General features: G+C 61.8%; 27 protein-coding genes and 1 pseudogene. 18 read left to right on the top strand and 10 right to left on the bottom strand.

Translation table 11 applies throughout. From position 1 onward, the window contains the following. Positions 1-16: 16 nt before the first annotated feature. Positions 17-904 (bottom strand): DNA N-6-adenine-methyltransferase, encoded by an 888-nt coding sequence (locus ACO056_RS05745; RefSeq protein WP_421853131.1) that lies wholly within the window; start codon positions 902-904, stop codon positions 17-19. A gap of 492 nt (positions 905-1,396) precedes the next feature. Here ACO056_RS05745 and ACO056_RS05750 point away from each other — a divergent pair, with 492 nt between their 5' ends. Together ACO056_RS05750 and ACO056_RS05755 are read left to right on the top strand one after the other, a co-directional pair. Then, positions 1,397-1,693, top strand: a complete 297-nt coding sequence (locus ACO056_RS05750; RefSeq protein WP_421853134.1) for a hypothetical protein — start codon at positions 1,397-1,399, stop codon at positions 1,691-1,693. Positions 1,694-1,852: 159 nt separating this feature from the next. After that, a complete protein-coding gene (locus tag ACO056_RS05755; RefSeq protein WP_421853137.1) occupies positions 1,853-2,176 on the top strand; it encodes a helix-turn-helix transcriptional regulator in 324 nt (107 codons plus the stop codon). Positions 2,177-2,257: 81 nt separating this feature from the next. On the opposite strand, the gene ACO056_RS05760 is transcribed toward ACO056_RS05755, so the two are convergent. Continuing rightward, entirely contained in the window at positions 2,258-2,515 is a 258-nt protein-coding gene (locus ACO056_RS05760; protein WP_421853140.1) for a hypothetical protein, read from the bottom strand. A gap of 194 nt (positions 2,516-2,709) precedes the next feature. Between ACO056_RS05760 and ACO056_RS05765 the strand changes: the two genes are divergently transcribed. From ACO056_RS05765 to ACO056_RS05785, 5 genes and pseudogenes are all read left to right on the top strand, one after another. Continuing rightward, positions 2,710-3,294 (top strand): recombinase family protein, encoded by a 585-nt coding sequence (locus ACO056_RS05765; RefSeq protein ID WP_421853143.1) that lies wholly within the window; start codon positions 2,710-2,712, stop codon positions 3,292-3,294. A gap of 4 nt (positions 3,295-3,298) precedes the next feature. Next, complete coding sequence (locus ACO056_RS05770) at positions 3,299-3,496, top strand: hypothetical protein (RefSeq protein ID WP_421853146.1); 198 nt, start codon at positions 3,299-3,301, stop codon at positions 3,494-3,496. A gap of 65 nt (positions 3,497-3,561) precedes the next feature. Then, positions 3,562-3,828, top strand: a complete 267-nt coding sequence (locus tag ACO056_RS05775; protein WP_421853149.1) for a hypothetical protein — start codon at positions 3,562-3,564, stop codon at positions 3,826-3,828. A 553-nt stretch (positions 3,829-4,381) separates the two neighbouring features. Continuing rightward, a pseudogene (locus ACO056_RS05780) lies at positions 4,382-4,732 on the top strand (type I restriction endonuclease); the annotation flags it as partial. Positions 4,733-4,746: 14 nt separating this feature from the next. Further along, positions 4,747-4,935 (top strand): outer membrane protein, encoded by a 189-nt coding sequence (locus ACO056_RS05785; RefSeq protein WP_421855315.1) that lies wholly within the window; start codon positions 4,747-4,749, stop codon positions 4,933-4,935. A gap of 894 nt (positions 4,936-5,829) precedes the next feature. On the opposite strand, the gene ACO056_RS05790 is transcribed toward ACO056_RS05785, so the two are convergent. Beyond that, positions 5,830-7,101 carry an SMP-30/gluconolactonase/LRE family protein gene (locus ACO056_RS05790; RefSeq protein WP_421853152.1) on the bottom strand — a complete coding sequence of 424 codons (1,272 nt, stop codon included), beginning with the start codon at positions 7,099-7,101 and terminating at the stop codon, positions 5,830-5,832. Between the two features lie 99 nt (positions 7,102-7,200). After that, positions 7,201-7,626 (bottom strand): MarR family winged helix-turn-helix transcriptional regulator, encoded by a 426-nt coding sequence (locus ACO056_RS05795; protein ID WP_421853155.1) that lies wholly within the window; start codon positions 7,624-7,626, stop codon positions 7,201-7,203. A 268-nt stretch (positions 7,627-7,894) separates the two neighbouring features. Here ACO056_RS05795 and ACO056_RS05800 point away from each other — a divergent pair, with 268 nt between their 5' ends. Both ACO056_RS05800 and ACO056_RS05805 read left to right on the top strand, forming a co-directional pair. After that, on the top strand, positions 7,895-8,275 hold the full coding sequence (locus ACO056_RS05800) for a hypothetical protein (protein ID WP_421853158.1): 381 nt from the start codon (positions 7,895-7,897) through the stop codon (positions 8,273-8,275). Positions 8,276-8,321: 46 nt separating this feature from the next. Further along, positions 8,322-9,167: a FecR family protein gene (locus tag ACO056_RS05805; protein WP_421853161.1), complete on the top strand. Its 846-nt coding sequence runs from the start codon at positions 8,322-8,324 to the stop codon at positions 9,165-9,167. Positions 9,168-9,188: 21 nt separating this feature from the next. On the opposite strand, the gene ACO056_RS05810 is transcribed toward ACO056_RS05805, so the two are convergent. Continuing rightward, positions 9,189-11,525: a CHASE2 domain-containing protein gene (locus ACO056_RS05810; protein ID WP_421853164.1), complete on the bottom strand. Its 2,337-nt coding sequence runs from the start codon at positions 11,523-11,525 to the stop codon at positions 9,189-9,191. 520 nt (positions 11,526-12,045) lie between these two features. Between ACO056_RS05810 and ACO056_RS05815 the strand changes: the two genes are divergently transcribed. The 7 genes from ACO056_RS05815 (at position 12,046) to ACO056_RS05845 (ending at position 17,117) form a co-directional block, all read left to right on the top strand. Continuing rightward, positions 12,046-12,996, top strand: a complete 951-nt coding sequence (locus tag ACO056_RS05815; protein WP_421853167.1) for a metallophosphoesterase family protein — start codon at positions 12,046-12,048, stop codon at positions 12,994-12,996. Between the two features lie 15 nt (positions 12,997-13,011). Beyond that, the gene (locus ACO056_RS05820; RefSeq protein ID WP_421853170.1) at positions 13,012-13,461 is read left to right on the top strand and encodes a c-type cytochrome; all 450 of its coding nucleotides are present in this window, start codon (positions 13,012-13,014) and stop codon (positions 13,459-13,461) included. Between the two features lie 15 nt (positions 13,462-13,476). Then, on the top strand, positions 13,477-14,058 hold the full coding sequence (locus ACO056_RS05825; RefSeq protein ID WP_421853173.1) for a sigma-70 family RNA polymerase sigma factor: 582 nt from the start codon (positions 13,477-13,479) through the stop codon (positions 14,056-14,058). Then, positions 14,055-14,813, top strand: a complete 759-nt coding sequence (locus ACO056_RS05830) for an anti-sigma factor family protein (protein WP_421853176.1) — start codon at positions 14,055-14,057, stop codon at positions 14,811-14,813. Before ACO056_RS05825 ends, ACO056_RS05830 begins: the two co-directional genes overlap by 4 nt. Then, positions 14,810-15,343 (top strand): GNAT family N-acetyltransferase, encoded by a 534-nt coding sequence (locus ACO056_RS05835; protein WP_421853179.1) that lies wholly within the window; start codon positions 14,810-14,812, stop codon positions 15,341-15,343. The genes ACO056_RS05830 and ACO056_RS05835 overlap by 4 nt, the downstream gene beginning before the upstream one ends. Then, positions 15,340-16,221: an acetyltransferase gene (locus ACO056_RS05840; RefSeq protein WP_421853182.1), complete on the top strand. Its 882-nt coding sequence runs from the start codon at positions 15,340-15,342 to the stop codon at positions 16,219-16,221. The genes ACO056_RS05835 and ACO056_RS05840 overlap by 4 nt, the downstream gene beginning before the upstream one ends. Before the next feature lie 116 nt (positions 16,222-16,337). Next, on the top strand, positions 16,338-17,117 hold the full coding sequence (locus tag ACO056_RS05845) for a haloacid dehalogenase type II (RefSeq protein ID WP_421853185.1): 780 nt from the start codon (positions 16,338-16,340) through the stop codon (positions 17,115-17,117). Between the two features lie 40 nt (positions 17,118-17,157). Here the strand turns inward: ACO056_RS05845 and ACO056_RS05850 are convergent, their stop codons facing one another. Beyond that, positions 17,158-17,349, bottom strand: coding sequence for a hypothetical protein (locus tag ACO056_RS05850; protein WP_421853188.1), 192 nt, complete (start codon positions 17,347-17,349; stop codon positions 17,158-17,160). 535 nt (positions 17,350-17,884) lie between these two features. On the opposite strand from ACO056_RS05850, the gene ACO056_RS05855 reads away from it, so the two are divergent. Continuing rightward, positions 17,885-18,889 carry a S1/P1 nuclease gene (locus ACO056_RS05855; RefSeq protein WP_421853191.1) on the top strand — a complete coding sequence of 335 codons (1,005 nt, stop codon included), beginning with the start codon at positions 17,885-17,887 and terminating at the stop codon, positions 18,887-18,889. A gap of 9 nt (positions 18,890-18,898) precedes the next feature. On the opposite strand, the gene ACO056_RS05860 is transcribed toward ACO056_RS05855, so the two are convergent. Then, positions 18,899-19,552, bottom strand: coding sequence for a class I SAM-dependent methyltransferase (locus ACO056_RS05860; RefSeq protein WP_421853194.1), 654 nt, complete (start codon positions 19,550-19,552; stop codon positions 18,899-18,901). After that, a complete protein-coding gene (locus ACO056_RS05865; RefSeq protein WP_421853197.1) occupies positions 19,549-20,772 on the bottom strand; it encodes a DUF3419 family protein in 1,224 nt (407 codons plus the stop codon). Before ACO056_RS05865 ends, ACO056_RS05860 begins: the two co-directional genes overlap by 4 nt. 342 nt (positions 20,773-21,114) lie before the next feature. On the opposite strand from ACO056_RS05865, the gene ACO056_RS05870 reads away from it, so the two are divergent. Next, positions 21,115-22,101 carry an alpha/beta fold hydrolase gene (locus tag ACO056_RS05870; RefSeq protein ID WP_421853200.1) on the top strand — a complete coding sequence of 329 codons (987 nt, stop codon included), beginning with the start codon at positions 21,115-21,117 and terminating at the stop codon, positions 22,099-22,101. Between the two features lie 402 nt (positions 22,102-22,503). On the opposite strand, the gene ACO056_RS05875 is transcribed toward ACO056_RS05870, so the two are convergent. After that, complete coding sequence (locus ACO056_RS05875; protein WP_421853203.1) at positions 22,504-23,085, bottom strand: TMEM175 family protein; 582 nt, start codon at positions 23,083-23,085, stop codon at positions 22,504-22,506. A 19-nt stretch (positions 23,086-23,104) separates the two neighbouring features. Next, positions 23,105-24,445, bottom strand: coding sequence for an alginate export family protein (locus ACO056_RS05880; protein ID WP_421853206.1), 1,341 nt, complete (start codon positions 24,443-24,445; stop codon positions 23,105-23,107). Positions 24,446-24,452: the final 7 nt, after the last annotated feature.

A 24,452-nucleotide genomic window follows, 5' to 3' on the forward strand; every position in this document is an offset into this window, starting at 1 on the left:
TGGCAGCTTCGGCGCTTTACGCCGCATGCGACGGCAAAATAATCAGGCTCGGGTATCGTCGGCAGAAATCTGCAATCTCGGTGGGCGAGCAGCCAAAACACGCAAGGGCCAACGCGAATGGTGATGGATATCCACGCTCATCGATCCGAGAGAAACGCAGTCGTTCTCGCAAAATGAGGGTTGTAGCCGACCGAGCAGTTCGATCGAAAAACTCGCGAATGTCGAGCCGGGCTGCTGGCAGCAGCAGTAGCAACTTTGTGATCCCGCCGCGCTGCCACTCGCGGTTCGCCTTGCCGATCCAACTCGCAAGATCGCCAAACGGTGGATTGACGTAAACAAGCAATCCGGACCATTCCGAAGCCAACCCGCAATCCGGCAGCGATACAGTGCGCGACGCGACCACCTTCGATTGCGGGTGCCAGCAGGGATCGAGGTCGATGGGGCCGAACACATCTTCGATTGCCGTCAGAAAGTCAGATGGCGTGAAGCGGCAATCAGCGTGAGCCATCTTCCGTCTGTCATAATCCCAGTATATTTTTGCGATTGGCTGTCGGGTCGAATGGGGCGCAAGGCAACGCAGCATGGTATTCAAACTTGCCAGCGTTCCATCACCTTGTTCGACGGCCTTGACCGTGCGAGCATCGATTTGGGCCAAAGAGGCGAGCTTTTCAGAACTCCATTTGCGTCTGTTTCTTGCGTTGACGACCTGATCGACAATCGTCGCCCCACGGGCCACATCGCGCATCCGAATGGGTATCGCAGACATCGCACGCAGCACCAAAGAGACACTGCCACTTCCGGCCTCAAGCCGAGCAATAGCTTCTCGGCTGCTCCCAATCTGATCTGCAAGTCGCTGCTGCGAAAGTCCTGCTTCTCGACGTGCGGCGGCGATCTCATCCCACAAGTTCATACGATCCTGTATCAGATTTTGCTGCCATGTCTCCAACCACAGCCGTCCCACTTGCTTCCCTGATCGACGATACCATCAGGACAACGTGGGCATCATTGAGCCCGTGGATTAGCCAGCGACCTGACAGTGGTGATTTGGAGCCGGTGGGGGGTGAGGCGGCACATCTACCGCAGGGTATTTCTGGCTATCGTTGTGCGGGCGGGATTTCGTTCTGATCGATTTTCAACGGCATTCGCCCTCCACGGTCGTGATTCCGCCGCCATTCCAATAACACCGCCGTTTTCGGGGCTCTGAAATGCGCAGAAAACTGTCGTTCGGGATGGTCGGAATCGGATGTTCGCAAACCAGTTGGAAAATGAACGACGTGAGCGGTCAATCCGCTGGACCGTAGAGAGCGATGACCGATTATCGCGAAGCGATAATAGTGCTTGTATCGCTTCGCGATAATCGCTACATGGGTGTCGCTTAGGATAGTGAGGTGTAAGCGTGCAAGTTTCTGTGAGGGATAAGCGGCTCAAGGCTCTCGATAAGATGCCGCCGCCAACATCGGTGCCGGGCATGCAACCCGGTGTCGTGGTCAAGATTCGGGTGATCATCTCCGTGCTTCGAGCCGCTGTTGATCTTCCCGCCGCTGGAAACGCCCATCCGGAGTGGCGTTTGCATCAATGGAGCGGCAAGAATGCCCATTGGTCGATCGATGTGTCCGGCTCCACACGGTTGCTGTTTGATTACGACAAAGAGGCCAAGGCCATCGGTCGAATGGTATACGATGATCCTCACTGAGGGTAATCGACAAACCTTAAATAAATACTGATATCACAGACTAAGCGTAGTGCATTAAAGCAGATATGAATATTTTAGAACCGCCAATGATATATTAAATAATCCACGCAAAATATTTTATCAATATATTCAAACTTATGCACATTAGCGAGGACAACTATGGCGATCGACACTAACCCCTATTGGGACGATCACGAAGAAATCATTGAGAATATTGCCGAGCATCCGGGAACCATTCTCAAGATGTATCTTTCTGAGCGTCATATGCCAGCGGCCAAGGTGGCCGATTATCTCGGCGTGGCTCGTCCGGGTTTTGCTAACATGCTCAATGCTAAGCGGGCCATTACTGCGCCTTTGGCGGTCAAGATTGAAGACGCTATTGGCTATCCGAGCGAGTTGCTCATGGCTCTTATGGCCAACCATGAGTTGGCTGTTGCGAAAGCGAGCGCGACTCATATCGAAAGGATGCCTGAACTGGCCTAACGACGATATTGAAACGAAAAGAGCGGCATCGTGCCGCTCTTTTTGCATGAGTCGCCCTGATCACGGTTGCGAACGCCTACTTCACAGTCTGCTTTTGAATGGAAACGGGTCCATCATGTAGCACGCCTCGCTGTGCCGATCGAGGTAGCCATAGCCGGTGCATGACGACAGCCCGCTCTCGTAGAAACGTGGATCGAGGCCCGCACACATCATCGTCCCGCGCTCTGCCTCAATCTGACGCGCGACATCATGCAGGGCCGCGAGCGGCGACCAGCGATCCTCACCGATCCACGCGCGCCCATCTGACATCGAGACCTTGAGGAAGATTGCGGCATACACGCGCTGCCGCCCCGTCTCAACGACGCCGACCTCATACCGAGCCCGCTGCTTACCGCTGAAATCGATCCGGCACTCACCAGAGCGGCGGCCATCATACTTTTTCCAAATCATCCCCTACTTAAACGCAGAGATTACCAAAAAAGAGTCCGAAAAGAATAACTTGACGCATTCCAGAAGTGTGAGAGATGGTCGGAATGACCAAACGCGTTTGCTTTTACACCCGGGTTTCGACCGACAGTCAGACCACTGAAAATCAGCATCGCGAGCTTGTCGCCGTCGCTGAGCGGAATGGTTGGGAGATTGTTGCCGAGTTCACGGATCAGGGAATATCGGGCGCGAAAAGTCGCGATCAGCGTCCCGGCTATGATGCCCTGATGAAAGCAGTAGCGCGTCGGGAGATCGATCTGGTCGCAACATGGGCCGTCGATCGACTGGGGCGCTCGCTGCAAAACCTCGTCTCGTTCCTCACCGAGATCAATGCGAAGAGCGTCGATCTTTACCTCCATCAGCAGGCGTTGGACACCAGCACGCCGAGCGGGCGGGCGATGTTCGGCATGCTTTCCGTGTTCGCCGACTTCGAGCGCGAGATGATCCGCAGTAGGATCATGGCTGGGCTGGCTCGATCGCAAAAGAAGCCCGGTCGTCCTGCCCTCGATATCGCCAAAGCCGACCGCATCCGGCGCGAACTAAGCCGGGGCACTTCCATCAATGCCACCGCCCGCATGCTCAAAGTCGGTGTCGCCACCGTCCATAGAATCAAGCACAAGATGGCAGCCTGAAATCATGACTGATCCGGATGAGGAAGCTGGGCGGCCCAAGCCAAGCAACGACAACAACGACTTCGACGCCTACGATCATAACTGTCCGTTGTGCAGGGGCGATTACTCGGAAGAATGGTTGGCCGAGATCGTCGCCGCCGCCGAAGGCCCCTGCATCACGATGACCGCCGACGAGTTTGCCGTGTGGCTCAGCAAGCTTTAGCCGGGGCAAATGTGATCCCGTTCCCCTAAGCCTTGAGGACGATGTTGCCGCACTCACTCGAACCGATGGACGACACCGCCGAGCCCCCCTTGCTGGTCATCACCGCCGCCGTCTGGTTGACGCTGGAAATCAACGGTGAGAAAGTGGTGATCGACATCAACCGGCTTGCGCGAGAGCCCTACTGGTCGCTCAATGTGCCGGTAATGCCCGATTGCGAAGTCAAGCTGGTCCGCAATGCGGACATCGAGGAAGACTTCGCCATGTTCAGCCTCACGATCCAACGGACGGTCAATGGCAGACAAGAAGGAAGTGGTCAGACGAATCCGGTGTAAACTGTTGGACCAAGGTTGGACCAGAAGGTTCGTTTGAGCCCGTTTCGTTCCGGTCGATTCCGTTCGAGATCACTCTAAATACTTGTGATTCATGGTTTTCGTAATGATGGGGTCAGGTGTTCGAATCACCTAAGCGGCACCATTTTTTCACAGACTTAGGCGTATTTTTGCCCAACTTGCCTGGCTGCCACTCGCTTGTAGGCATCAGATAGGCATCAGGCGCGCAGCGTTGGGGCACTCGTGTCATGTTCAGCGTATGCAAGATCCGTCACCGGGGCGGTTGACGCGACATACAATGGGGAAGTCGATGTCGACATCTCCCTGAAGCCGCTGCCGACCTATGAAGCTGGACGTCCGATGGGCATCATGTTTCGCCCTGAACTGCTAGCCTGAAGGCCGTACTTGGCTGTAGCGCGGATGTCAGGATTTGAGTTCCCCTGCTCAATGCAGCGAAATTGCCAATGCTGGCATTTACGGATTGCTCGTTGGGGCTTTAGATAGCCCCGCATAAGCTCTGGATTGGCAGAGTTGCTGTGCTCGGAGGGAGACGAGTCTGGGCAAGCGCGGCCTTTCGGAGCGTGACATCTGCACGAAGTTCATCACGCCTGCGCTGCGGAATGCGGGCTGGGACGAGATGCTCCAGATTCGCGAGGACGTCAGCTTCACCAAGGGGCGCATTATCGTGCGCGGCAAGCTGGTTACACGCGGTCAGGGCAAGCGTGCAGACTACATCCTCTATTTTAAGCACAACATCCCGATCGCGCTGATCGAGGCTAAGGACAACACGCATAGCGTTGGCGACGGGATGCAGCAGGCACTGAACTACGCCGAGCCGCTCAATATCCCCTTCGTGTTCTCATCCATTGGTGAGGGCTTCGTTTTTCATGACCGTATGCCAACAGCCGCATCCGCACCACGCTGACCACGGGTGCCAACGCAGCCCAGGCGGCGGAAAACCGTGACGGCTTGCTTGTCGGCGCCGGCATCGAACGCGCCATCCTGCCGCATCTCTCGGCACGCCTGGAATATCGCTACAGCGATTTCAGCAAAGGCGATGGTAAGTTCGATCGCCATCAAACCTTGCTTGGCATCGCCTACCGGTTCTGAAGTGTCGGACGGCTGGTGCGCTTCGTAGCACCGGTCGTCCGGCCCACGCCCCCAGATCTGGGCGGCAGCGCAGAGCAAACATTGTCTCGAACGAGTGGAATCGCCCTTGCTGCAGCCTGGGCACATGTAACTTGCAGGGGGCTTTGCAACTGCGAACACATGCAGTTGAGCTGCAGCGATGCGTTGCAGGGCTCCATGAGCCGGTCTGCCAAGCCCCGACGACGAGGCGGGCTAGTGGCAGCTTCACAGGGCGACTTCAACCAAGCCACCCGTCGGCAAACGGCACAGTTCCTGTCACGGCGCGAGACTGGTCGGACACCCTCTGAGTTTCGGCAATCGACCATGTGCAGAAGACCGGCTCAGGCGGCAGCCGCTGACCAGGTTCGGCTATTCCCATCTGAGACGGCGAACGTCAGGTCCTGGCAGAAGCTACCAATCTGTCGTTTAAAAGCGGACAGTCAGCAACGCATCCGATTGTCGCCGTCCAAGGCTTCGACCAGTTGCGCTAAATCCTGCCATCTTAGGATTGCAGTTCCGCATTCGCGAAGGTCCGGAACGGGATCTGCAATCCGGACGGCGTGGCCCAGGATAGCCGCCTCGGCGTAGGTGTTCTGATTGACGCAGACGCCGCGAACGAGTGGAATCAACTCTCCGCTATGGGCGCGCTGATTCGCGCGTTTGGCGTCGATCGTCTCTCAAAGCTAGTGGATCGCCATTGGCATGGCCCGCATCTCAGATGCGGCTCAATCTGAAACCCGCCGCTCAGAGGCCAGAATTTTCCCGCCAGTAAAATGCGGGAAAATTCTGACGGCTCGGTCGGGGATCTGACTCCTCCACAAATGCCGTCAGGCCAGCCCTGCTTCGGTCTATTGCGCCAGTGAGGCCGCTAAGACGTCACCGATAGGGCTCCAGGGCGATCAATTGCCCTCGCGCCTTTGGTCCGGCGGTGAACGCGCCGCCATCGGTCACAACATACAAGGTGTCGTGATCATCGAGGCCGCGGCCGAAGCTGGCATCGGTCGCGCCGATGATCCGCAGCCGCGCATCGGCAACGATCGTCCGGTGGCCATCGGGGGCGATCCGGACCAGCGTGTTGTAGGGGTGGGTTGTCACGAACAGCGATCCGTCCTTGCCGATTGCAAAGTCGTCGCCGGGAATGCCGTGTGCGAGCAGGGCCGGGGCGCCAAAATGGCCATCCTTCCCGAGCACGTATTTCAACACCTCGGTCGAATCCGAGACTGTGACGATCATGTCGCGCCCGGCAAAGTGCAGGCCGTTGGCACCTGGCGCCAGCGCAATAAACGGGCGCGCTGCAAGCCTTTGGTCGCGGAGCACCACTTCGGCGCGGCCAGTCGCGGGATCGATACGCCAGACCTGCGCGAGACTGCTGTCGGGGGTGTAGAGCTTGCCGTCCGGTCCAAAGTCGAGGCCATTGGGCCAAGCGCCTGTCGGCAGCGTTGTGATCCTGGTTGCTGCACCGTTTGGCGTGATGCGCCAGAGGCCCGGCTGCCGCCCGTTGCTCGTCATGTAGAGCGTGCCGTCGTCGGCAACCGCGATGACGCCGGCGGTCGCTCCGACCGGAGTCGTGAACAGCACGCGCTCCTTGCCATCGGGTCGGCGTGCGATGATCTCGCCATGCGCCGCGTGGAAATAGTCGCTCGCATTGAAATCAAGGCCGATACTGGCAGCAAGGTACAGCGTGCCGTCGGGGCCGGCGCTGACGCCTTCAAACCCGACGCCCTCGCCGTAGGTCTTGATCACGCGGGCTGGCACTGGCTGATAGGCGAGCGCATCGGCCTTGGGCAAGCTCATGACTTTCAGCCCGAGCGGCTGCAGGATGGCGATCCCCGTGGAGACCAGCACCAGCATGATCGAGAGGGCCCAGGTAGGCTTTCCACCGCGCCGTTTGCTGGCTGCGGCGAGTGCACCGGTCACGATCACCGATAGCAGAGCAGCGAAGAAGGCAATAATGGGGACGGTTGCCGCGATGATCATGCCGATCCCTGGCAGCGCAGTCAGCGCTGCCAACAGCATGCGCATGAACCGCGATGGCGGGAGTGGTCGCAGCAGCATGGCGGCGCGGGGCAAGCGCAGCGCGAGGCCAAGCGTCGTAACCAGAAAGACAGCGCCAACCAGCGCTTCGAGCAGGATGGTCAGATAGGTCATCATCGATACTCCGATAGGAAGCTAACAATTAAGGCTAGGGATTACGCACAAGCGGCAGCTTCATAGGAAGCTACCGTTTCAGTCAAAAAAAGGGGCAGGTCAGGTCAGTGCTTCGAGATTGACTTCGACGCGTTTGAGCGCGCGCATGAACTGGGCGCGCTCGTCTTCGGAAAAGCCCTTGAACATCTGTCCGACCAGCGCTTCGCCAGCCGAACAGAAATCATCCGAGGCGCACAAAGCCCGGGCCTGGGACGACATATGGATCGTTTTGGTTCGGGCATCCGCCCCATCCGACCGCCGTTCGACATGCCCTTCGCGTTCGAGCACGTCGATGATGTTGGTCAGCGTTGGGGACGCGATTGCCAGCCGTTGCTGCAACTCGCGATGCGGCAGCCCGTCATTGTGCATGAGCAATTGCAGTACATCGAATTGCGCGCTGGTGAGGTTGAACCGGCGCACAGTGTGATCCAGCGCATGCCGCAGCGCCAGATAGGCTTTCTTGAGTTCGAGGGTGGGATGTGACATGTAGGTAGGATGCTACTGAACTCGGCGACTGTCAATCCAAAAGTTGGTTACAGCTGTCATCACCGCGCGGTCCGTCGAAATCGCGCCTTGTCTATGAGACGACGTGCACGACGCCGCCGTCCACACGCACCTACCGATCAGGCCATGAGATCGCAGCGCGCACAAAGCGCACTACCGCATAAGCCGACAGCAGAGCGCAACAGGCCGGAAATTGGGCGTTGGCGGTTCCCGAAAACGGGCGCATTGTCTCGGCGGGAGGTGCCAGATCATGAGCATCCGTACGATGACGCGACCAGCCGCGATGCTTGGCTGCGCAGTCCTGATCGCCATGGCCCCGGCCCGGGCAGACGAGCTGTCTGAGCTCGACCAACTTTCCAGCGCAACCGACAAGGTTGATCAAGGCATGGTACTCGCGCGGGACCAGATCGGGCACGGCCAGCTGTTGGACGCTGCAGCGACACTGCAGCGGCTGATGATCGTGCATCCCGAAGCGCTGCCGGCGCAACTGCTCCATGCCAGCCTGCTCTGCCGCCTCGATGATCGGACCGGGGCCGCCGTGGAATTCGAAGCGCTGCGCCGCAAGGATTTCAAGGATCAGGACTGGAACGAGGCCATGGCACCCTGCTCGGGCACACCCGGTGGAGCGTGACGCCAAGGCTCAAGGCCGATCGAGGCCCATAGGGGTACTATGCATTGTGCTGACGGCGTTCGCCGCGCCTTTCGCGCCTTTCGCTCGGGGCGCTGATGGGGGACAGATTGTCGGGATAGCCTCGGCCATCCTCAATGAGGTTTCGATCACTCCGGCAGGTCTCCCGAAGGCCCATCGCGCGGTGCCGCGCGAACGGGTGGCGCTGGCGGACACTGTCCAGACCGGCAAGAGGAGCCAGCTTCAGGTCCTTCTGCTCGACAAATCGGTATTCACGGTCGGAGCGAACGCCCGGTTGACGATCGACCGCTATGTTTATGCACCCGCTACTGGCCGCTCTTTTACAGCCTCGATGGCCAAGGGAGCGTTCCGCTTCATGTCGGGCAAGCCCGACCGAGTGAGCGACGCCTCGCTCCGCACGCCGATTGCCACGATCGGCATCCGAGGCACGGTGGTCGACGCGGTTATCGGCGCTGATGCCGTGGCTATCGCAAAACAGGAGGGTGGGATCGATCGCTCGACCAAAAGCGATGCCGACACCGCCTCGCTGGTCGTGCTGCGCGGGCCGGGCCCGCTGACCCAGGGCGGCGTGGTGCCCGGCGCGATTTCGGTCACGGCCGGGCCCGGAACCGTCATGCTCGATCGCCCGATGCTGGCAGCCTATGTGCCGGCCCCCGGCGCGGCCCCCATCGGGCCGTTCATGATTTCGCGGCAAGGTCTGGCACGGATCAATGCGCTGATCTTCCCGTCGCTGGCCGCGATGCGCGCCGAGAGAGATAAGCCCAAGGCGCCCAAATTCCGGTTCAGTATCGGCTTGCCGGTACCCGGATTTGGCGGCGGCGGTAACGGGAATGGTCAAACAGATACACCGCCGCATCGCGGAAACGGCCCGTAAGATCGCTCGTCCAGGGTCAGGCTATTTCTCCAAGGCCTGATAGACCCCGTCCCAATCGTGCGGGAGCGAGGCATGGCGCAGCTCTGCAATGCGCCCGCGATAGCGCGCATACAGACGTTGCAAGCCAAATTCAGCGCAGAGCGGCTCGATCGCATCCAGCGCGCGGCCGGCAGTTGTCCAATCTTGCTTACGGTAGCTGGCCAGCATCGCGGAATGCAGGGCGAAAAAGTGGGTGAACTGGTCTGTGCAGGCCATCGCTTCATCGCCAAGCAGCACGAACAGCGTTTCTGGCATATCGCGCCCGACCACCCGCACCCGGTCGAGCTCCAGCGTGGCGAAACCCGGCAACCGGGCCGCAAGCGAGCTGCCGATGGCAATCGGCACACCGTAGAATTTGGTGAGACCTTCGATCCGCGAGGCAAGGTTCACGGTGTCGCCGATAAGCGAATATGACAAGCGCTGCGCCGAGCCCATGTTGCCGACGCAGCACAGGCCGGTGTTGAGGCCGATGCCGATTTTCACGTCGCCGGGCCAGGGGGCACTGGCCTGGGCCTGCTTTTCAAGGTTGAGAGCAGCGAGCCGCGCGACCATGGCCAGTGCGCTGCGGGCGGCGTTCTCGTGCTGGTCGGCATCGTCGAGCGGAGCGTTCCAGAAGGCGAGGATCGCATCGCCGATGAACTTGTCGATCGTGGCCTTCCGCGCGAGCAAAATGTCGCACATCGGGGTGAGGAAAGCGATCAGGAAGGCAATGATGGCTTTGGGGCCCATGCTTTCCGATATGCGCGAAAAGCCGCGGATGTCGCAGAACAGCACGGTCATTTCGCGCTCTTCTCCGCCCAGTTCCAGCCGCCCGGGATCCGCCGCTATGCGCTTCACCAGCTCGGGCGAAAGATAGCGGTCAAAGGCGTTGTGGATATAGGATCGGCGCCGCTCCTCGCGGTAGAAGATCAGCCCGGTCTCAGTCACATAGGCGAGTGTGAGCGCGAGCACCGGATAAGTCGGATCGAGCAGATAGTGGCGCGCCGTAAACGCGTACCAACTGCCCCAGACCATCGCCGCAACCAGCGCCGCACCCAGCGCTGCGCCCCGGATCGCGCCGAGGCGGGGCAAGAGGAGAACCATGAGGGTGCCGAGCACGAGGAGCAGCGTGCGCTCCAGCCCGGTTGCCCAATCGGGTCGGACAAGAAACCGGCCCAGAATGATCTGCTCAGCCGCGTTCGCATGCACGGTAACGCCAAGCTCATGGTCACGCAGCGGCGTCGAGACCAGATCACGCAGCCCGATGGCACCCGTGCCGACAAAGACAATCTGCCCGGCAAAGGCCTCTTCGAGCTCCTTTGCGCTCATCGCACCAGAAAGGACCTTCCACGCGGGGATCGCCCGTTGCGGATGCGGCGCGGTGTAGTGCAGCCAAAGCGCACCGGATGCGGTTGTGGGCACTTCGAACTGGCCGACTTTGATCGAAACCACTTGCCCGGGCATGCTGCGGGTTTCGCCGCTGGCATCGCTGGTTTTCACGGTGATTGATCCCGCGCCCTGTGCCAGCCGAACCGCATCAAGGGCGAGCGAAGGCAGGAGCTGGCCGTTCTGCTCCGCGATCAGCGGGGCGCTACGGACAATACTGTCCTGATCCCCGGAAATGCTAATGAAACCACTGCCCGCTGCAGCATCCCGCAACTGACCGATCGACTGAATGGCGCTGCCATAGTGCGTGATGGACTGCTCGGGAGCAGAGCCGGCTACGGCAAATCCGACTTTGGGGATGACGGTGTCCCTGCCCCGTTCGCGCATCAGGAAGTAGCCCGCTACGACCGGTGCCTGCCGGAAGGCACGGGCGAGGACCGCGTCGTTGTCTGGAAGCTTGCGGAGCGCGGTGATGGCCGGGCCGAACTCGCCCGCGCGGATCATGTGTTCGGCTATACGCGGCGGGGACGTGCGGTCGGCTTCGGAAAAGACGATATCATACGCGATGACAGCTGCACCGCTCGCCGCGAGTCGATCGGTCAGGCGAGCGATATCGGTGCGCGGCCATGGCCATTGGCCCAGCCGGCGAATGCTCTCGTCGTCGATATCGACGATGCGCACCGGGGCTTCTTCATAGGGCCTGGGGGCGGCGCGCTGATACCCGTCAAACAGGAGCAGCCCGATCCGGTCGAGCGCTGGCAGATGGGCAAACTGCAGAAACGCGCCAAAGACGACTACGGCTAAGCCCGCAAGAACCGGTCCGCCATTGGAGAGCAGCCATCGCATCCACGCCCTCGCCACGACGGGAACAGCCTTTCGATGAACCGGGAAATCCGAGTGCGAACTTATGGACTGCGCTTGCGGGCTAAAATTGGCAAGTGAGCGAGCTGCCATCGCGCTAGAAAAAATGCGCAATCTAACTGGTTGCGAGCAACGATCACAATTCGAAGCCGAATTGCTGGCCGAGAAGCAAAAAGCCGGCCCAAGAGGACGCCGTGAGTTGCTGAATGAACGGCCGCTACCGGTGTGAGAGCACAAGTTCAGGGATGATCGCACTCTGGCCAGTAGCTGACCGGCCCGCAAGCTGCTCAGGAAGGGCCGCTTTTCATGACTAGATTCTGGAAGCCGCCTTTCCGGAGCCTGCCCAATTGCAGTCGCTTTGCGAGGTTGGTCCGACAACCGCTAGGTGTAGGGTATCGACCCGGAGCCAGTCGTTCCCTCACGCTAAGATGTACGTCCGTGTCTGGAAAGAGCTGCCATGAGGTTCGTTCCAATGGCATCGATCCGGGCTCGAGCATTGAGGCAGAAATGACTGCTTCTGACCCGATGGCGAACAATTTTCCCGTACCTCGGGGAATAAAGGCCTTTCATCGCCAGTCTCTCCTTTGAAAACCCTTGAAGGAGATTGCACGTGGTGACCGATAACTCGCTGCTGGGAAGACGCCAGGCCCTGAAATGTCTGGGTTGGTCCGGGACCGGCGCGCTCTACGCGCTGAGCGGCGGGATCGCCGCATCGCTGACGCTCGATCAAGCCATTGCCGCAGTGCCCTTGGGGAAGGCGCCCGGCGCGGCGCCCGCGCCCTTCACGTTCCTGCAGATCAGCGATACCCACATCGGCTTTGCCAAGGCTGCCAATCCCGATCCTGTGGCAACGCTGCGTGAAACCGTGGCGAAGATCCGGGCGCTGCCCGTCCAGCCTGATTTCGTGGTGCACACAGGCGACATCAGCCACCTCGCGAAGCCCGACCAGTTCGATCTCGCGCAGCAGGTGCTGGGAGAGATCGGGCTGCCGATCCATTTCGTGCCGGGCGAACACGATCTGGTCGATGGCAACGATCCACGGCCCTACATCGCGCGTTTTGCGCCGGAGGCACAAGGCAACGGCTGGTACAGCTTCGATGTCAAAGGCGTGCATTTCGTCGCTCTGGTGAACGTGGTCCAGCTCGGCAGTAAGGGCATGGGTACTCTGGGCGCGGACCAGCTCGCGTGGCTCAAGGCGGACCTTGCAGGTCTCTCATCCTCAACCCCCATTGTTGTGCTCTCGCACTTTCCGCTGTGGGCGCTTTATCCCGATTGGGGGTGGGGCACCGAGGATGCGGCAATCGCTCTCGGAATGCTCGGGCGCTTCGGTTCGGTCACCGCGCTCAATGGCCATGTGCATCAGGTCCAGCGCAAGCTCGAAGGACACATGAGCTTTCACGCCGCCCGCTCGACTGCCTATCCGCAGCCTGCGCCCGGTGTCGGACCCGGGCCGGGGCCGCTGGTCGTCGCGCCAGAACAATTGCGCTCGCAGATCGGCGTTTCCACGCTGCGCTTTGCCGCGAGCGACACCCCCATCGCCATTCTCGATGCCGCGCTGGCCTGACCCGGAACCGCGATCATGTTTATGCAACGCTGTGCGCCAAGGCCGCATTCCCTGCTTCTTGTCACCGCACTTGCAGTGCTGGCAGGCAGCGCTTCGGCCGGAGCCGGACCTGCCCGCCCTGCGCGCCACCAAGCCATGCTGGGCGGGAAGCCGGCCGCCGCAGTTCCGGGCGACAATGCTGCCAACGGGGCACGGCTCTATCAGTCCTGCATGGGCTGCCACTCGCTCGGCGAAAACGATGTCGGCCCGCGCCATCGCGGTGTGGTCGGGAGGGCGGCAGGGTCCGTGCCCGACTACGCCTATTCCGCGGCGCTGCGGAAGTCCGGTCTGGTGTGGACGCCCGCCAATCTCGACAAATGGCTGACCAACCCGCAAAAACTGGTGCCCGGCACGAAAATGTACTTCTCGGTCGTCAAGCCGCAGGATCGGGCAGATATCATTGCCTATCTCGCGCAGCAGAAGTGAGCACAAGGTAGAGCGATGACCCGCTGGCGACGATCCCCCTTACTAACGCTGACTTTCAGCCGCGACCGGCCGCGCGATGCGGGGCACGGTCAGGCGGCCCGGTTCGCGTCGCTGATCTTGCCCCATCTCGACAGCGCGTGGCGCTATGCCCGGTTTCTGTGCCGCGATGATGGTGCCGCTGAAGACATCGTTCAGGATGCGTTCGAGCGCGCGCTCAAGGCAATCGATCAGTGCCGCGGCGATCCCCGGGCGTGGCTTTTCGCCATTCTGCGCAATTGCCATCATGACTGGGCGCGGGCGCACGCGCGGGTGACATCGACCGGCTCGGATGACGAACTGGCCGAACTCGCAGCACCAGATGATCAGCACAAGCTCGCGGAGATGGCCGATCTGAGGCAGATGATCGAAGCCCTTCCGGAGCCGTTTCGCGAAGCCCTGGTGCTGCGCGAGCTCGAGGAACTGCCTTATCGCGACATCGCCGCAGTGACCGGGGCGCCGATCGGCACGGTCATGTCGCGGCTGGCGCGCGCACGGCAGATGCTCAGCGTGCTGCTGCGCGATGGGGATACGCCCGACAGAAAGCGAGGAGAGGCATGACACAGCCTTGCCAGGACCGTGAGCTTGCCCTGCAGGCGATGCTCGATGATGAACTCGACCCGCTGGCCACCGCCGCGCTCGAAGACCACCTGAGAGGCTGCGCGGGATGCCGCAAGGCCTATGCCAAATCCCAGCAATTGCGCCTCGCCCTGCGCGGATCGGGGCTGCACAGCACTGCGCCAGCCCACTTGCGTGCACGGATCGAGGCACTGGCGGGTGAAGCGGCATCGCCTGCACGGCAGCGGCCGCGCCCCGGTGTCAGGCCGTGGCTGGGCGGAGGTGCGGTCGGTGCGCTTGCGGCGAGTCTTGCGCTTTTGCTGGCGGTGCCCACGGCAACCGCGCCGATCCTTGCCGACGAAGTGATCAGCAGCCAGATCCGCTCGCTCCAGAGCGGCCATCTGGTCGATGTTGCGACATCGGACCGGCACACGGTCAAGCCGTGGTTCAATGGCCGGATCGATTTCTCGCCGCCGGTCGTGGATCTCGCCCCGCAAGGGTTTCCGCTGGTCGGGGGCAGGCTCGATGTCCTCGAAGGCCGGACCGTCGCCACGCTGGTGTTCAAGCGGCGGCTCCACACCATCAATCTCTTCATCCGGCCCCAACCGGCCGGTGCACGTGATGCGGCGATCGCCCGGCAGGGTTACGCGATCGAGAAGTGGAGTGCGGGGGGGCTCGAATACTGGGCCGTGTCCGACATTCCCGCCAGCGAGCTCAGTAACTTTCATCGCATCTTTGCCGAAGAGTCGAGGAAATGACGATCTCGATCCGGCCGACCGTGCCTGCCGATGCCCCGCTGCTTCCCGCCATCGAGCAATCGGCGGGTGAGCTCTTTCGCACCGTTCCCGAACTTGCCTGGATCGCCGATGGTGACAATATCCCGCCGCAGCGCCATCTCGAACTGATCGCAGGCGGCGCCTGCTGGGTCGCGCAAACGCAGGGCGGATCGTTGGCCGGCTTTCTTGCGGCAGAGCAGGCGGGCGACGTGCTGCACATCTGGGAACTGGCGGTCCTGCAGGACCAGCAGCGCAAGGGCATCGGACGAGCGCTAATGGCCGAGGCCATTGCATTCGCACGCGAACAAGATCTGCGGGCCCTCACGCTCTCCACTTTCCGCGGTGTGGCGTGGAATGAGCCGATGTATCTGCGCCTTGGCTTCACGGTGCTCTCGCCCGAGGATTGCGACGAGCGTCTGCTCGGCGTTCTGCGGAACGAGATTGCTGCGGGATTGCCCGGTGAACGGCGCTGCGCGATGCGGATGCATCTCGCGCTCACGGCGGCAGCGTGATCACCGTCCGCCGCGCTGGTCCCGCTGACGGCGCCAGTGTCGTCGAGATCTGGCGCGCAGCGGTCGATGCAACTCATGATTTCCTTTCCGCGGCCGACCGCAATGCAATCGACGAGGAGGTACAACGCTGGCTGCCCGACCCGCCTCTGTGGCTTGCGGTGGACGAGCGCGGCACGCCGGTCGCCTTCATGCAGATCGTCGATGCGGCGATGGAGGCCCTGTTCGTGCATCCCGCGCATCACGGACTTGGCATCGGCCGGGCGCTGGTGAACCTTGCGCTCGCGCTTTCGCCTGGTGCGGACCTGACGACCACCGTGAACGAACAGAACATCCAGGCCGTCGGCTTCTATGAGCGGCTCGGGTTTCGGCAAACCGGGCGATCTGAACTGGACGAACAGGGGCGCAACTATCCTGTGCTCTTTCTCCGTCTTTGCGCAGAGGGCCGGTCGCATCTCGAAACGCCGCCAAGGGCTGAACATGATCTTGCCCTGGCGGACATCGATGTGATCGAGGATCGCCTATACGCGCACAACCTGAGGATGACCGGGCAGGACGATGCGCGCGGCCTCGCCTATGTCATCCGTGACAGCGACCACCGCTTGCTCGCTGCCTGCGCCGGCTATAGCTGGGCGGGAAGCGCGGAACTGAAGCAGTTGTGGGTCGACGAGCACCTGCGCGGGCGGGGGCTTGGCCGCAAGCTGCTGGCCGCGTTCACGGACGAAGCGAAGCGTCGCGGCGTGGGGCAGGTCTTTGTCGCGAGTTACAGCTTTCAGGCGCCGGAATTCTATGAGCGCGCCGGCTTCGAGCGGGTGGCCGAGATCGCGGACTGGCCTCCCGGCCACGCCAATATCCTGCTGCGCAAGGCGCTCTTGCCATAAGACACCGCGCAGAGCGTCGCGCGGAGTGAAACGCGCTAATTCGCCAACTAGCTGAAACCTCTGGTGAAGTTCGCACGAAAAAGGGTGCGACCCCCTTATTGGCCGGAACCTTGCCCATGATATTCCCCTCCCTCGCGCGGCGCGGCGCGCTGCTTTCCATCCTCGATGTAACGGCGCTAGGCAGCGGCGCAGCTGCACAAGGGATGAGCGCAGCGGCAGGCAGACGTCCGCCCGTCAAGGCGCTGGCCTTCGACGGTTTCACCTTGCTTGATCCTCGCCCGGTCAGCGCTGCCGTGGTTACGCTCCTGCCGGAAAAAGGTGCGCAATTGGCGACCGCCTGGGCCAACAAGCTGTTCGCTTTGTCGTGGTTGGAAACCTCGGCCGGGCGCTATAGCGGCTTTGCAGCGGTCGCAGACGCGGCGCTGGACTTCAGTGCGCAGGCCATGGGCATCGATCTGTCACCGCCGCAAAGGCAGGCACTTGTCGCGGTCTATGGCAGGCTTCCGGTCTGGCCGGACACGGCAGGGACGCTAGAGGCGCTGCACAAGGCCGGCGTGCGCCTTGCCTTCCTGTCGAACCTTGGCGCTGACATGCTTCAGACCAACATGCGCGCAAACGGGCTTGACCGGTGGATGGACGCACCACTGAGCACGGATCAGGTCCGTGCATTCAAGCCCTCGCCGCGGGCCTATGCCATGGCGGAAGGGCATTTCGGGCTACCGCGCGACGAAATCGGGTTTGTCGCCTTCGGCGGCTGGGATGCGCTGGGCGCCAAGTGGTATGGTTACCGCACCGCATGGATCAACCGTCTGGGCGTGACCGGGGAGACACTGACGCCCCGCCCGGATGCGACTGCGCGCGATCTTTCTGCGATTGCGGCCCTGCGTCAGCTCTAGCGCAAAGCCGCCGGGCGCCGACCAGGACAAGTGTTTGCATCTAGCGGGGCAGGGCGCCGAGCGATGCCCTGAGCCGCGGTGCTGCAACATCAAGGAAAGCGCGTCGTTTGGGCGGCACGAGCAGCGGCCCGGTATGGGCGAGGCGGCCCGGGATCGGGCCGCCGATAAACGGCTTCAGTATCTCCGCGAGCTGCCCGTCGCGCAGCGCTTCGGCGGCCGGATACGATGCCATCCGGGCAATCCGAAGCGAAGCAGCCGGCATCGACCCGTGCATGGCGGTAACGGCGCGCAGTGAGGTCATTCCTGGCTGCGGCGCGAATAGGCTGAGCGGTTCGTTTCGGCCTCGCCGCTATATCCCTTCAAGATCGGGGAATTGGAAGGGCCAGTGCCCCTGAAGGGGGCGGGCGGAATGATGGAGAGCAATTCGGCAACGATCGCAGTCCGCACCCGGGCACTCCATCTTCAACGTGTGATCTGTGTCGACAGACCCTGGCGTGGCCGGCGTGCGCGCGCGCATTGTGAACCCCGCGCGCGGATAGGACACGTCTTTGGCGGCAGGCGGGGGCTAGACGTAGCCGAGCGTACTGACGCGAAACTGACATTAAAATGCCCAAACCTGGCCTTGCTTCAAACGTGCAAAGTCTTGTTTTCGTTCGAATCGGCTGGAGCCGTTGCGGTAGGGCCTGTTTGGGGATTGCCGAAGGCAGGATCCCGACCTGCGGACAGGTCAATGGCTATTCGGGATAGAAACCAACCCGGAGGTTCTGATGCGCCGCTTGTTAGTAATCGTAACCTCGGGTCTCCTGCTCTTGCAGGCCGCTCCTGTTCAGGCATGGAACGCGCGGGGGCACATGACCGTCGCGGCCGTCGCCTGGTCGAAGATGTCAGCCAAATCGCGCGCGCGGGCGGCGGACCTCATCAAGCGCAATCCGCGCTTTGCGGCCTGGACGAAGGGTGTACCGGCGCGCCGGAAGGCACAGATCGCTTTTGTCAAAGCGGCCACCTGGCCGGATGAGATCCGCGGCATGGTCTGCGCGTCAGGACCCGATTGCTATCAGGATGACGGTTATACCCCCGCAGACGCCGGCAGCGGTCTCAATATCGGTTATGCGGATCACCGCCTGCGACGTTACTGGCATTTCAAGGATCTGCCCTTCTCGGCAGATGGAACACCGCTCAAGCCGCCGTTCGCCCCCAATGCGCAGACCCAGATCGAGGCTTTCAGCGCTTCGCTGGCGAGCCCGCAACTGACCGAAGACGCGAAGTCCTATAACCTGACCTGGCTGCTCCATCTCGTCGGCGACGTCCACCAGCCGCTCCATGCCACCGCCAGGTTCAGCCAGCAGTTTCCCGACGGTGACAAGGGCGGCAACGGAGAGGTTGTCTGCGAGCCGGCTCCTGCCCGGTGCCAGACCTCTGGCAAGTTTGCCGAGAAGCTCCATGGGCTCTGGGACAATGCCATCGGCACGAACAGCAGCCCGGCGGCAGCCATCGCAAAGGCCGCAAGGCTTGTTTCGGAAGCGGACCGGCGGCGAGGGTTCATGGCACAGGTCATGAGACGCACCAACCTCGATGCACCGCCCGCCGCCTGGATGGCGGAAAGCTTCCAGCTCGCCCGAAAGTATGTCTACGTCCCGCCGATCGGCGATGGGAAAGGTCCGCATTTTCCCGATGCGGCCTACAAGGTGAACATGGGATCAATCGCGTCGCAGCAGATCCTGATCGCGGGCGAACGCCTTGCCCGCCTGCTCGACCGTGCCTTTGCTCCCTGACCCTGCCGGTCAGGTGCTGCGCCGCAGAACAATGATCCTGTAATAGCCCAGCGGCCCCCGCTTGCAGGAGCAATCGAGACCGGCCGCTTGTGCGACCGCGGTCGCCTGGAGCGGCAAGTCTTCCCTCACGGTGACGTGGAACGCTCCGAGCCAGAGTCGCAGAATGCTGCGCACGGGGCGGGGTAACCCTTCGAGGTCTCCGAAATCGACGACATGCAGCGATCCCCCCGGCGCGAGCAGGCTTGCTGCGTGGGCGAGCGCGTCCTCCCAGCATGGTATCATCGAAAGCGCGTAGGAAATCGTAATGCGCTCGAAACGGGATCTGCCGAGCAGCTCCCCGGCATCAAATCCGCCTGCATCCCCCAGCGCCAGACGCGCGCCTGCGCCCAACCGCCGGCCGGCCTGCTCGAGCATCTCGCGCGAGATATCGATCCCGTACAGCCGGGTGCCCGGCCAGCGGCGCTCGATCAGCGCGAGGTTCCGCCCCGTGCCGCACCCGATTTCGAGCACGCTCATGCCCGGCGCGCAGGTCAGGCCGGCAATCATCGTGTCGCGGCCGAACAGATAGAATTTGCGGGTCAGGTCGTAGATGTGCTTCTGCCTGCGGTAGACCGCATCCATCAGCGCGCCATGCCCGGAGGGCCGCGCTGCTGCGCGGCTCATCGCCGCAGCTCGTAGAGATGCACGCCGCCATAGATCGAGGAGCGGTCGCGCCGGGTGTAGTCGCGGCTGAGTTCCTCATGATAGGTCCATTGCGCAAGCACCGCAGGCTCGACCCGGCCCGGCAGCAGGCTGGGCTCCGCGGCAGTGCGAAACAGGACCCGCGCGCCGGGGCGAGCCGTGCGGGTGATTTCGCGCCAGAGGTCGCACAGCTGCGCATTGGTCATCCAGTCCTGGGCATCGAGCAGGACGTAGCGATCGAGCGATTCGCCAGGCAGTGTCCGCAGGTGCTCGGTCAGGTTGGCGTGGCGCACCTCGATCCGGCCGACACGGCTGCGCACGGCATCCCAGTTGGCCTCCTGCAGATAGGGCGGCAGCGCCCGCGCCGGTGACTTGCCGTAGCTGCGCGAGAAGGCCTGCCAGGCAAAGTAGTTGTCATCGACGGAGAAGTCGCAGGCCAGCTTCTCGAGGCGACGGCGCAGCACTTCGGCCATGCGCTGGTCGCCCGCAAGGGCCTCGAACTGTGCGGGCGGAATGCCCAGACCAAACAGCGAGGCAGGCTGGTCGGTGAGCCAGCGCACGAACTTCTTGTCGAAAACCGGGGCAAGCTCGCGTTCGAAGATGGCCCGCTGCTCCTCGGTGCTCGTGGCGGCAAGGATCGCCTGGAGATCGATCCGATAGAGCTTTGCTGCAAAATGCGCGATGCCGATGAAACCGCCGAGCAGACCGCGCTTGTAGATACCCTTGCGAAAGCCGCCGATCCGCCGCCGGAACGTGAGGTCGCGGCCTTCCCAGTAGCGGCGCGTAGTCTCGTCGAGATGCGGGGCAACATGGTCGCGGTAGGCGGCGATGTTCGCTTGTTGATCAGCATCGGCGAAGAAGCGGCGAAATTCGGCGTAGCCGGGCAAGTGCTGCGCCGACGCAATCTTGAGCTTGCCGAGCGCGACATGCGCCGTGTTGAGATCGACCGCCGTGATCGCAGCCGGATCCCCAACGAGGTAGGACAGCACGTTGCACCCGCCGCTAGCGATCGCAATCATGCGGCTGTCCTGCCGTATTTGAAGCGCTTCCATGTCGATGTCCGGGTCTTCCCAGATCTGCGCGTAGACCAGTCCGCGGAATGCCAGCGCGAAGGCATGGTCGAGCAGCTTGTTGGCCACGCCCGTGCCCTTGCGCACGACCGAGCGGGTAAGCGGATGCGCGCGGCGTGCCGGGAGAGCCATGACATTTCCTTTTTGGCATATGCTTTTTTGATATGGACCTCCTGCCGTCAGCAAGTTTCAGATTTAAGGCAGCCGCGGTCAGCTGAAGATATTCAGGTCTGATTGCGCAGCGAGATCAGGCGGATAGGCGGGCGGCGCAGCCACTTTGCGTCGGATGCTGGATATATCCTGACTGCCCCTGATCCCGATGGGCCGGTGTGGCCCGTTGCGGTTCCGGAGCCGCGAAGTCGCTGCCAGCGAAGACCGAACTGCCAATATTACGCACTCGAACGAGCGTTGGCGGACAGCCAGCCGCGGTCCGCTGTGCGGTTAGCTAAATTGCCGAAATGATATGGGCATGAGATGAAGGTTGCCCTCGGCAACTGGAAGGATGGCGAATCAATGGCGAGGTTTCTCAAGACCATTGTTGGCAGTGGCGCCACCGTACTTGCCACAACCGCGGGACTGGCTGCGTTCACCGCATGGAACCGCAAGCGCGCCGAACAGCTGGTGCCGCCCGAAGGGCAATTCGCCGATGTGAAGGATGGCCGGTTGCACTACCGCGCCCTTGGTGAAGGAGCGCCGATCGTTCTGGTGCACGGACTTGGCGGGCAGTTGCGCAACTTCACGTATGCCTTGAGCGAGCTTCTCTCGCCGCACCATCGGCTGATCCTGGTCGACCGGCCGGGGTCGGGATATTCGACCTACCGAGGTGACGGCCCTTGCGGTCTTGCCGCGCAAGCGGCGATGATTGTCGAGCTGATTGACCAGCTTGGGCTGGACCGGCCGTTGGTGGTGGGCCATTCGCTTGGCGGTGCTGTGGCCCTGGCGATGGCGCTCGGCCATCCCGGCAAGATTGGCGGACTTGCACTGCTTGCGCCGCTCACCCAGCCCATCGAGGCCGTCCCGCAAGTTTTCAAGGCACTCGATCTGACTTCGCCGATTGCCCGCACAATCCTTGCATGGACGCTGGCGGCACCAGCAGGGCGCCTCGGAGCAGAGGCGGCGAATTCGCAAGTTTTCGGCCCCGAACCCGTCCCTGCCGATTTCGAAACGCGGGGCGGCGCGGCGCTGACCCTTCGTCCCGAAGCGTTCGTGGCGGCTTGCGAGGATGTCGAGGCGGCGCGCAAGGAGATGGCGGGCATTGCCGCACGATATGGCGAGCTGTCCATTCCGGTCGGGATCATGTTCGCAGCAGGCGATCTTCTGCTGGATCCCTCGGTACATGGCCAGCCGACCGTTGCCGCGATAAAGGGCGCTGAGCTCAAGATGATCGACGGCGGACACATGTTTCCGCTCACGCAACCTCAGGTCACTGCTGACTGGATCATGGAACGCGCCAACGCCTGACCTTGCGTCTCCGCAGAACCCAACGGGCAGTGCCGACGATCATTGGCACTTGTATGAATTAGCGGCCCGCTTCGATGGCCGCCCAAAGCGCTGTGAACGTTGGCACCTCTCGCGGGGATTGCGACGCACATGTTGCGGTCGAAAGCGGCGGCAGCCGACCAATTCACGCCGTTCCGCAGCGGGCACTGGAATGTCCGCTAGCGCCAAAACTTGTCGTTGGCATGTGCCAGGAGATCTGGGTAGCGGTGACAAAGCAGATGTCTGCCGCCCGAATTTTCAATCTCGAAAGCAGTTCTATGTTCAAGATCTTGCAGTGGGATCACCCATATCGGGCGCGCCGTGATTGCTGCATGGTCTCCACTGCGGTGGCTCTACCAGAAAATTTGCGCGGGATTTGGAGGCTTAGCCCCGATGCTGCATATCAGGCAGAAAATAGAGCCCTGCTGGAATGACCAGCAACAGGATGGCTAGCGCCGGAGAGACATAGGCCGCAGGAATCGCCAAAACGTTCGATGCAACCGCCATCGAATTCAGCCGGCGCCGGGCTGGAGCGACAATGAGGTTCCTGTCACTTGGGTTGCTTTGGCTGAGTGCCGTTCCGAGCAACCGATACGCGATCGCGGTAATGATGCTCATACCTGCATAGCACGCCAACGAAAACGGCGATGCATGGGAGGCGTTGAGGTACGAGGTCGCGAATGGCACCAACGATAGCCAGAACAACCAGTGAATGTTCAGCCACAGGCTGGTCTGGTTCACCTGGGGATTGGCATGGAGCAGGTGATGGTGGTTCACCCAGTAAATCGCCACGAATACGAAGCTGAGGGCATAGGCTCCGATCACCGGCCAGAGGCGCAGAAGATCGTGCGGATCACCCGATTCCGGCGCGTGTAATTCGAGGACCATGATCGTGACGATGATGGCGATCACACCGTCGCTAAAGGCCGACAGCCGCTCTGCCTTGAAAGTTTCGGGGTTAGCCATGTGGCACCGCGTGCTTAGCCTAAAGCCGGACTGAAAAGATCAGGGTGCCAAAGGTCTCGTTGCGCGCGCCTTGTTCCGATAGCCAGCGGCCGTGATCGAACCGCACTGCAGCTGCGCGGACTGTGACAAAGGGATTGGCGCGCCATGTCAGAGCCAGTTGCTGCAGCAGGCCGAGAGCACGCCGGCCCGAAGCATTCGGCCCGACGAGCGGCATCAGAGGGGCCGCATAGTACGCATCGCGCGATGAATATCGCCATAGCCGTTCGAAAGTATATTGGACGTCGATCGTGCGGGCCGGCGATACTTTCCCGACCAGCCCAACCTCGATCAGGTTCGCTGGCGCCTCGATCGCGGCCTCGGTGGAATAGGAGACGTTAGGGTAGAGCGCGTCGAAGGTATTGACGGTCCGGCCGTTTGGATCGCCGCCGCTAAGTACATCGGCGCGCAGCCCAAGATGCGGCATCCATGTGCGGTGGCCAAGGTAGCCTCCAACATCGATGTGGCCGGCAAAGGCGCGCACGGGTCGGCTCCCGACCTGACCGGTCTGCACAATAAGCGTCATGGTGCCGTCAAGCGTTTGGCTCGCACGGTGCAAACGCACGCCCAGCGTGTTGGTTCGCGCGCGCCCGTTCGTACGCAAAATGGCTACCGACGGCTTGATGCTGCGATACCAGAACACATCAGCACCGGTCGTTTTGCTGAATGTCAGACTGGCATGGACACCTTGCAGCGCCGCGCCGGTTGCTGCGCCATCGTCGAATGCACCCGGGCTGACGGCGACTGGCCGCACCGCGAACGCGTCCAGCCTGAGGCGGGGCTTTGCGTAACTGACGCGCACTCCGTCCCAGACCTGGCGTACGTTGGGTCCATCGCGCAAACCGATGAGTATCCCGTCGTCGAAGCTCATTTCAGCGCGGCCAACCCGCAAAGTCAATTGCCCGCCAGCAAGCGGGTGGGCAAGGTCGACAAAACCTTGGGTCAGATCGAAACGGTCAATGTCGGTCGGCGCCGCGGCGGCGCGCCGCCCCGTTTCCAGGTGGTTGCCGACTTGAACGAACACGCGCACGACATTGTTCAGATGCAGGTCACCGAATGCCAGCAGCCGGTGCAGGAGGTAGGCATCAGACGTTCTGCCGCGGGCTCCCAATCCGATGTTGTGGCTGAGTTCAGCACGTTCGCGCAAGTCTGCGCCAAACGAAACATACCCGGCACCGACCCGAATGTATTTCAGCTGTCCATAGATATCTTCGCGATCAGCATATGCCGCTACATCGTCATCGTACCGGAACGGTGACGTTTCGACCGGCGGCGCATCACCGGCATAAGCGACCGTTGCCTTGCCCGTGGCGAGCAAGGCCACAACTCCG

Origin of the sequence: Novosphingobium sp. (assembly GCF_965228995.1) — a bacterium.
Classification (GTDB): domain Bacteria; phylum Pseudomonadota; class Alphaproteobacteria; order Sphingomonadales; family Sphingomonadaceae; genus Novosphingobium.

Excerpts from the sequence above, each read along its gene's own strand:
- ACO056_RS05860 (WP_421853194.1), bottom strand. The coding sequence starts at position 19,552 with ATGAGCCGCGCAGCAGCGCGGCCCTCCGGGCATGGCGCGCTGATGGAT.
- ACO056_RS05845 (WP_421853185.1), top strand. The coding sequence starts at position 16,338 with ATGATATTCCCCTCCCTCGCGCGGCGCGGCGCGCTGCTTTCCATCCTC.
- ACO056_RS05835 (WP_421853179.1), top strand. The coding sequence starts at position 14,810 with ATGACGATCTCGATCCGGCCGACCGTGCCTGCCGATGCCCCGCTGCTT.
- ACO056_RS05765 (WP_421853143.1), top strand. The coding sequence starts at position 2,710 with ATGACCAAACGCGTTTGCTTTTACACCCGGGTTTCGACCGACAGTCAG.
- ACO056_RS05810 (WP_421853164.1), bottom strand. The coding sequence starts at position 11,525 with ATGGCAGCTCGCTCACTTGCCAATTTTAGCCCGCAAGCGCAGTCCATA.
- ACO056_RS05800 (WP_421853158.1), top strand. The coding sequence starts at position 7,895 with ATGAGCATCCGTACGATGACGCGACCAGCCGCGATGCTTGGCTGCGCA.
- ACO056_RS05875 (WP_421853203.1), bottom strand. The coding sequence starts at position 23,085 with ATGGCTAACCCCGAAACTTTCAAGGCAGAGCGGCTGTCGGCCTTTAGC.
- ACO056_RS05795 (WP_421853155.1), bottom strand. The coding sequence starts at position 7,626 with ATGTCACATCCCACCCTCGAACTCAAGAAAGCCTATCTGGCGCTGCGG.
- ACO056_RS05755 (WP_421853137.1), top strand. The coding sequence starts at position 1,853 with ATGGCGATCGACACTAACCCCTATTGGGACGATCACGAAGAAATCATT.
- ACO056_RS05790 (WP_421853152.1), bottom strand. The coding sequence starts at position 7,101 with ATGACCTATCTGACCATCCTGCTCGAAGCGCTGGTTGGCGCTGTCTTT.
- ACO056_RS05820 (WP_421853170.1), top strand. The coding sequence starts at position 13,012 with ATGTTTATGCAACGCTGTGCGCCAAGGCCGCATTCCCTGCTTCTTGTC.
- ACO056_RS05870 (WP_421853200.1), top strand. The coding sequence starts at position 21,115 with ATGAAGGTTGCCCTCGGCAACTGGAAGGATGGCGAATCAATGGCGAGG.
- ACO056_RS05775 (WP_421853149.1), top strand. The coding sequence starts at position 3,562 with ATGGACGACACCGCCGAGCCCCCCTTGCTGGTCATCACCGCCGCCGTC.
- ACO056_RS05770 (WP_421853146.1), top strand. The coding sequence starts at position 3,299 with ATGACTGATCCGGATGAGGAAGCTGGGCGGCCCAAGCCAAGCAACGAC.
- ACO056_RS05825 (WP_421853173.1), top strand. The coding sequence starts at position 13,477 with ATGACCCGCTGGCGACGATCCCCCTTACTAACGCTGACTTTCAGCCGC.
- ACO056_RS05855 (WP_421853191.1), top strand. The coding sequence starts at position 17,885 with ATGCGCCGCTTGTTAGTAATCGTAACCTCGGGTCTCCTGCTCTTGCAG.
- ACO056_RS05865 (WP_421853197.1), bottom strand. The coding sequence starts at position 20,772 with ATGGCTCTCCCGGCACGCCGCGCGCATCCGCTTACCCGCTCGGTCGTG.
- ACO056_RS05830 (WP_421853176.1), top strand. The coding sequence starts at position 14,055 with ATGACACAGCCTTGCCAGGACCGTGAGCTTGCCCTGCAGGCGATGCTC.
- ACO056_RS05850 (WP_421853188.1), bottom strand. The coding sequence starts at position 17,349 with ATGGCATCGTATCCGGCCGCCGAAGCGCTGCGCGACGGGCAGCTCGCG.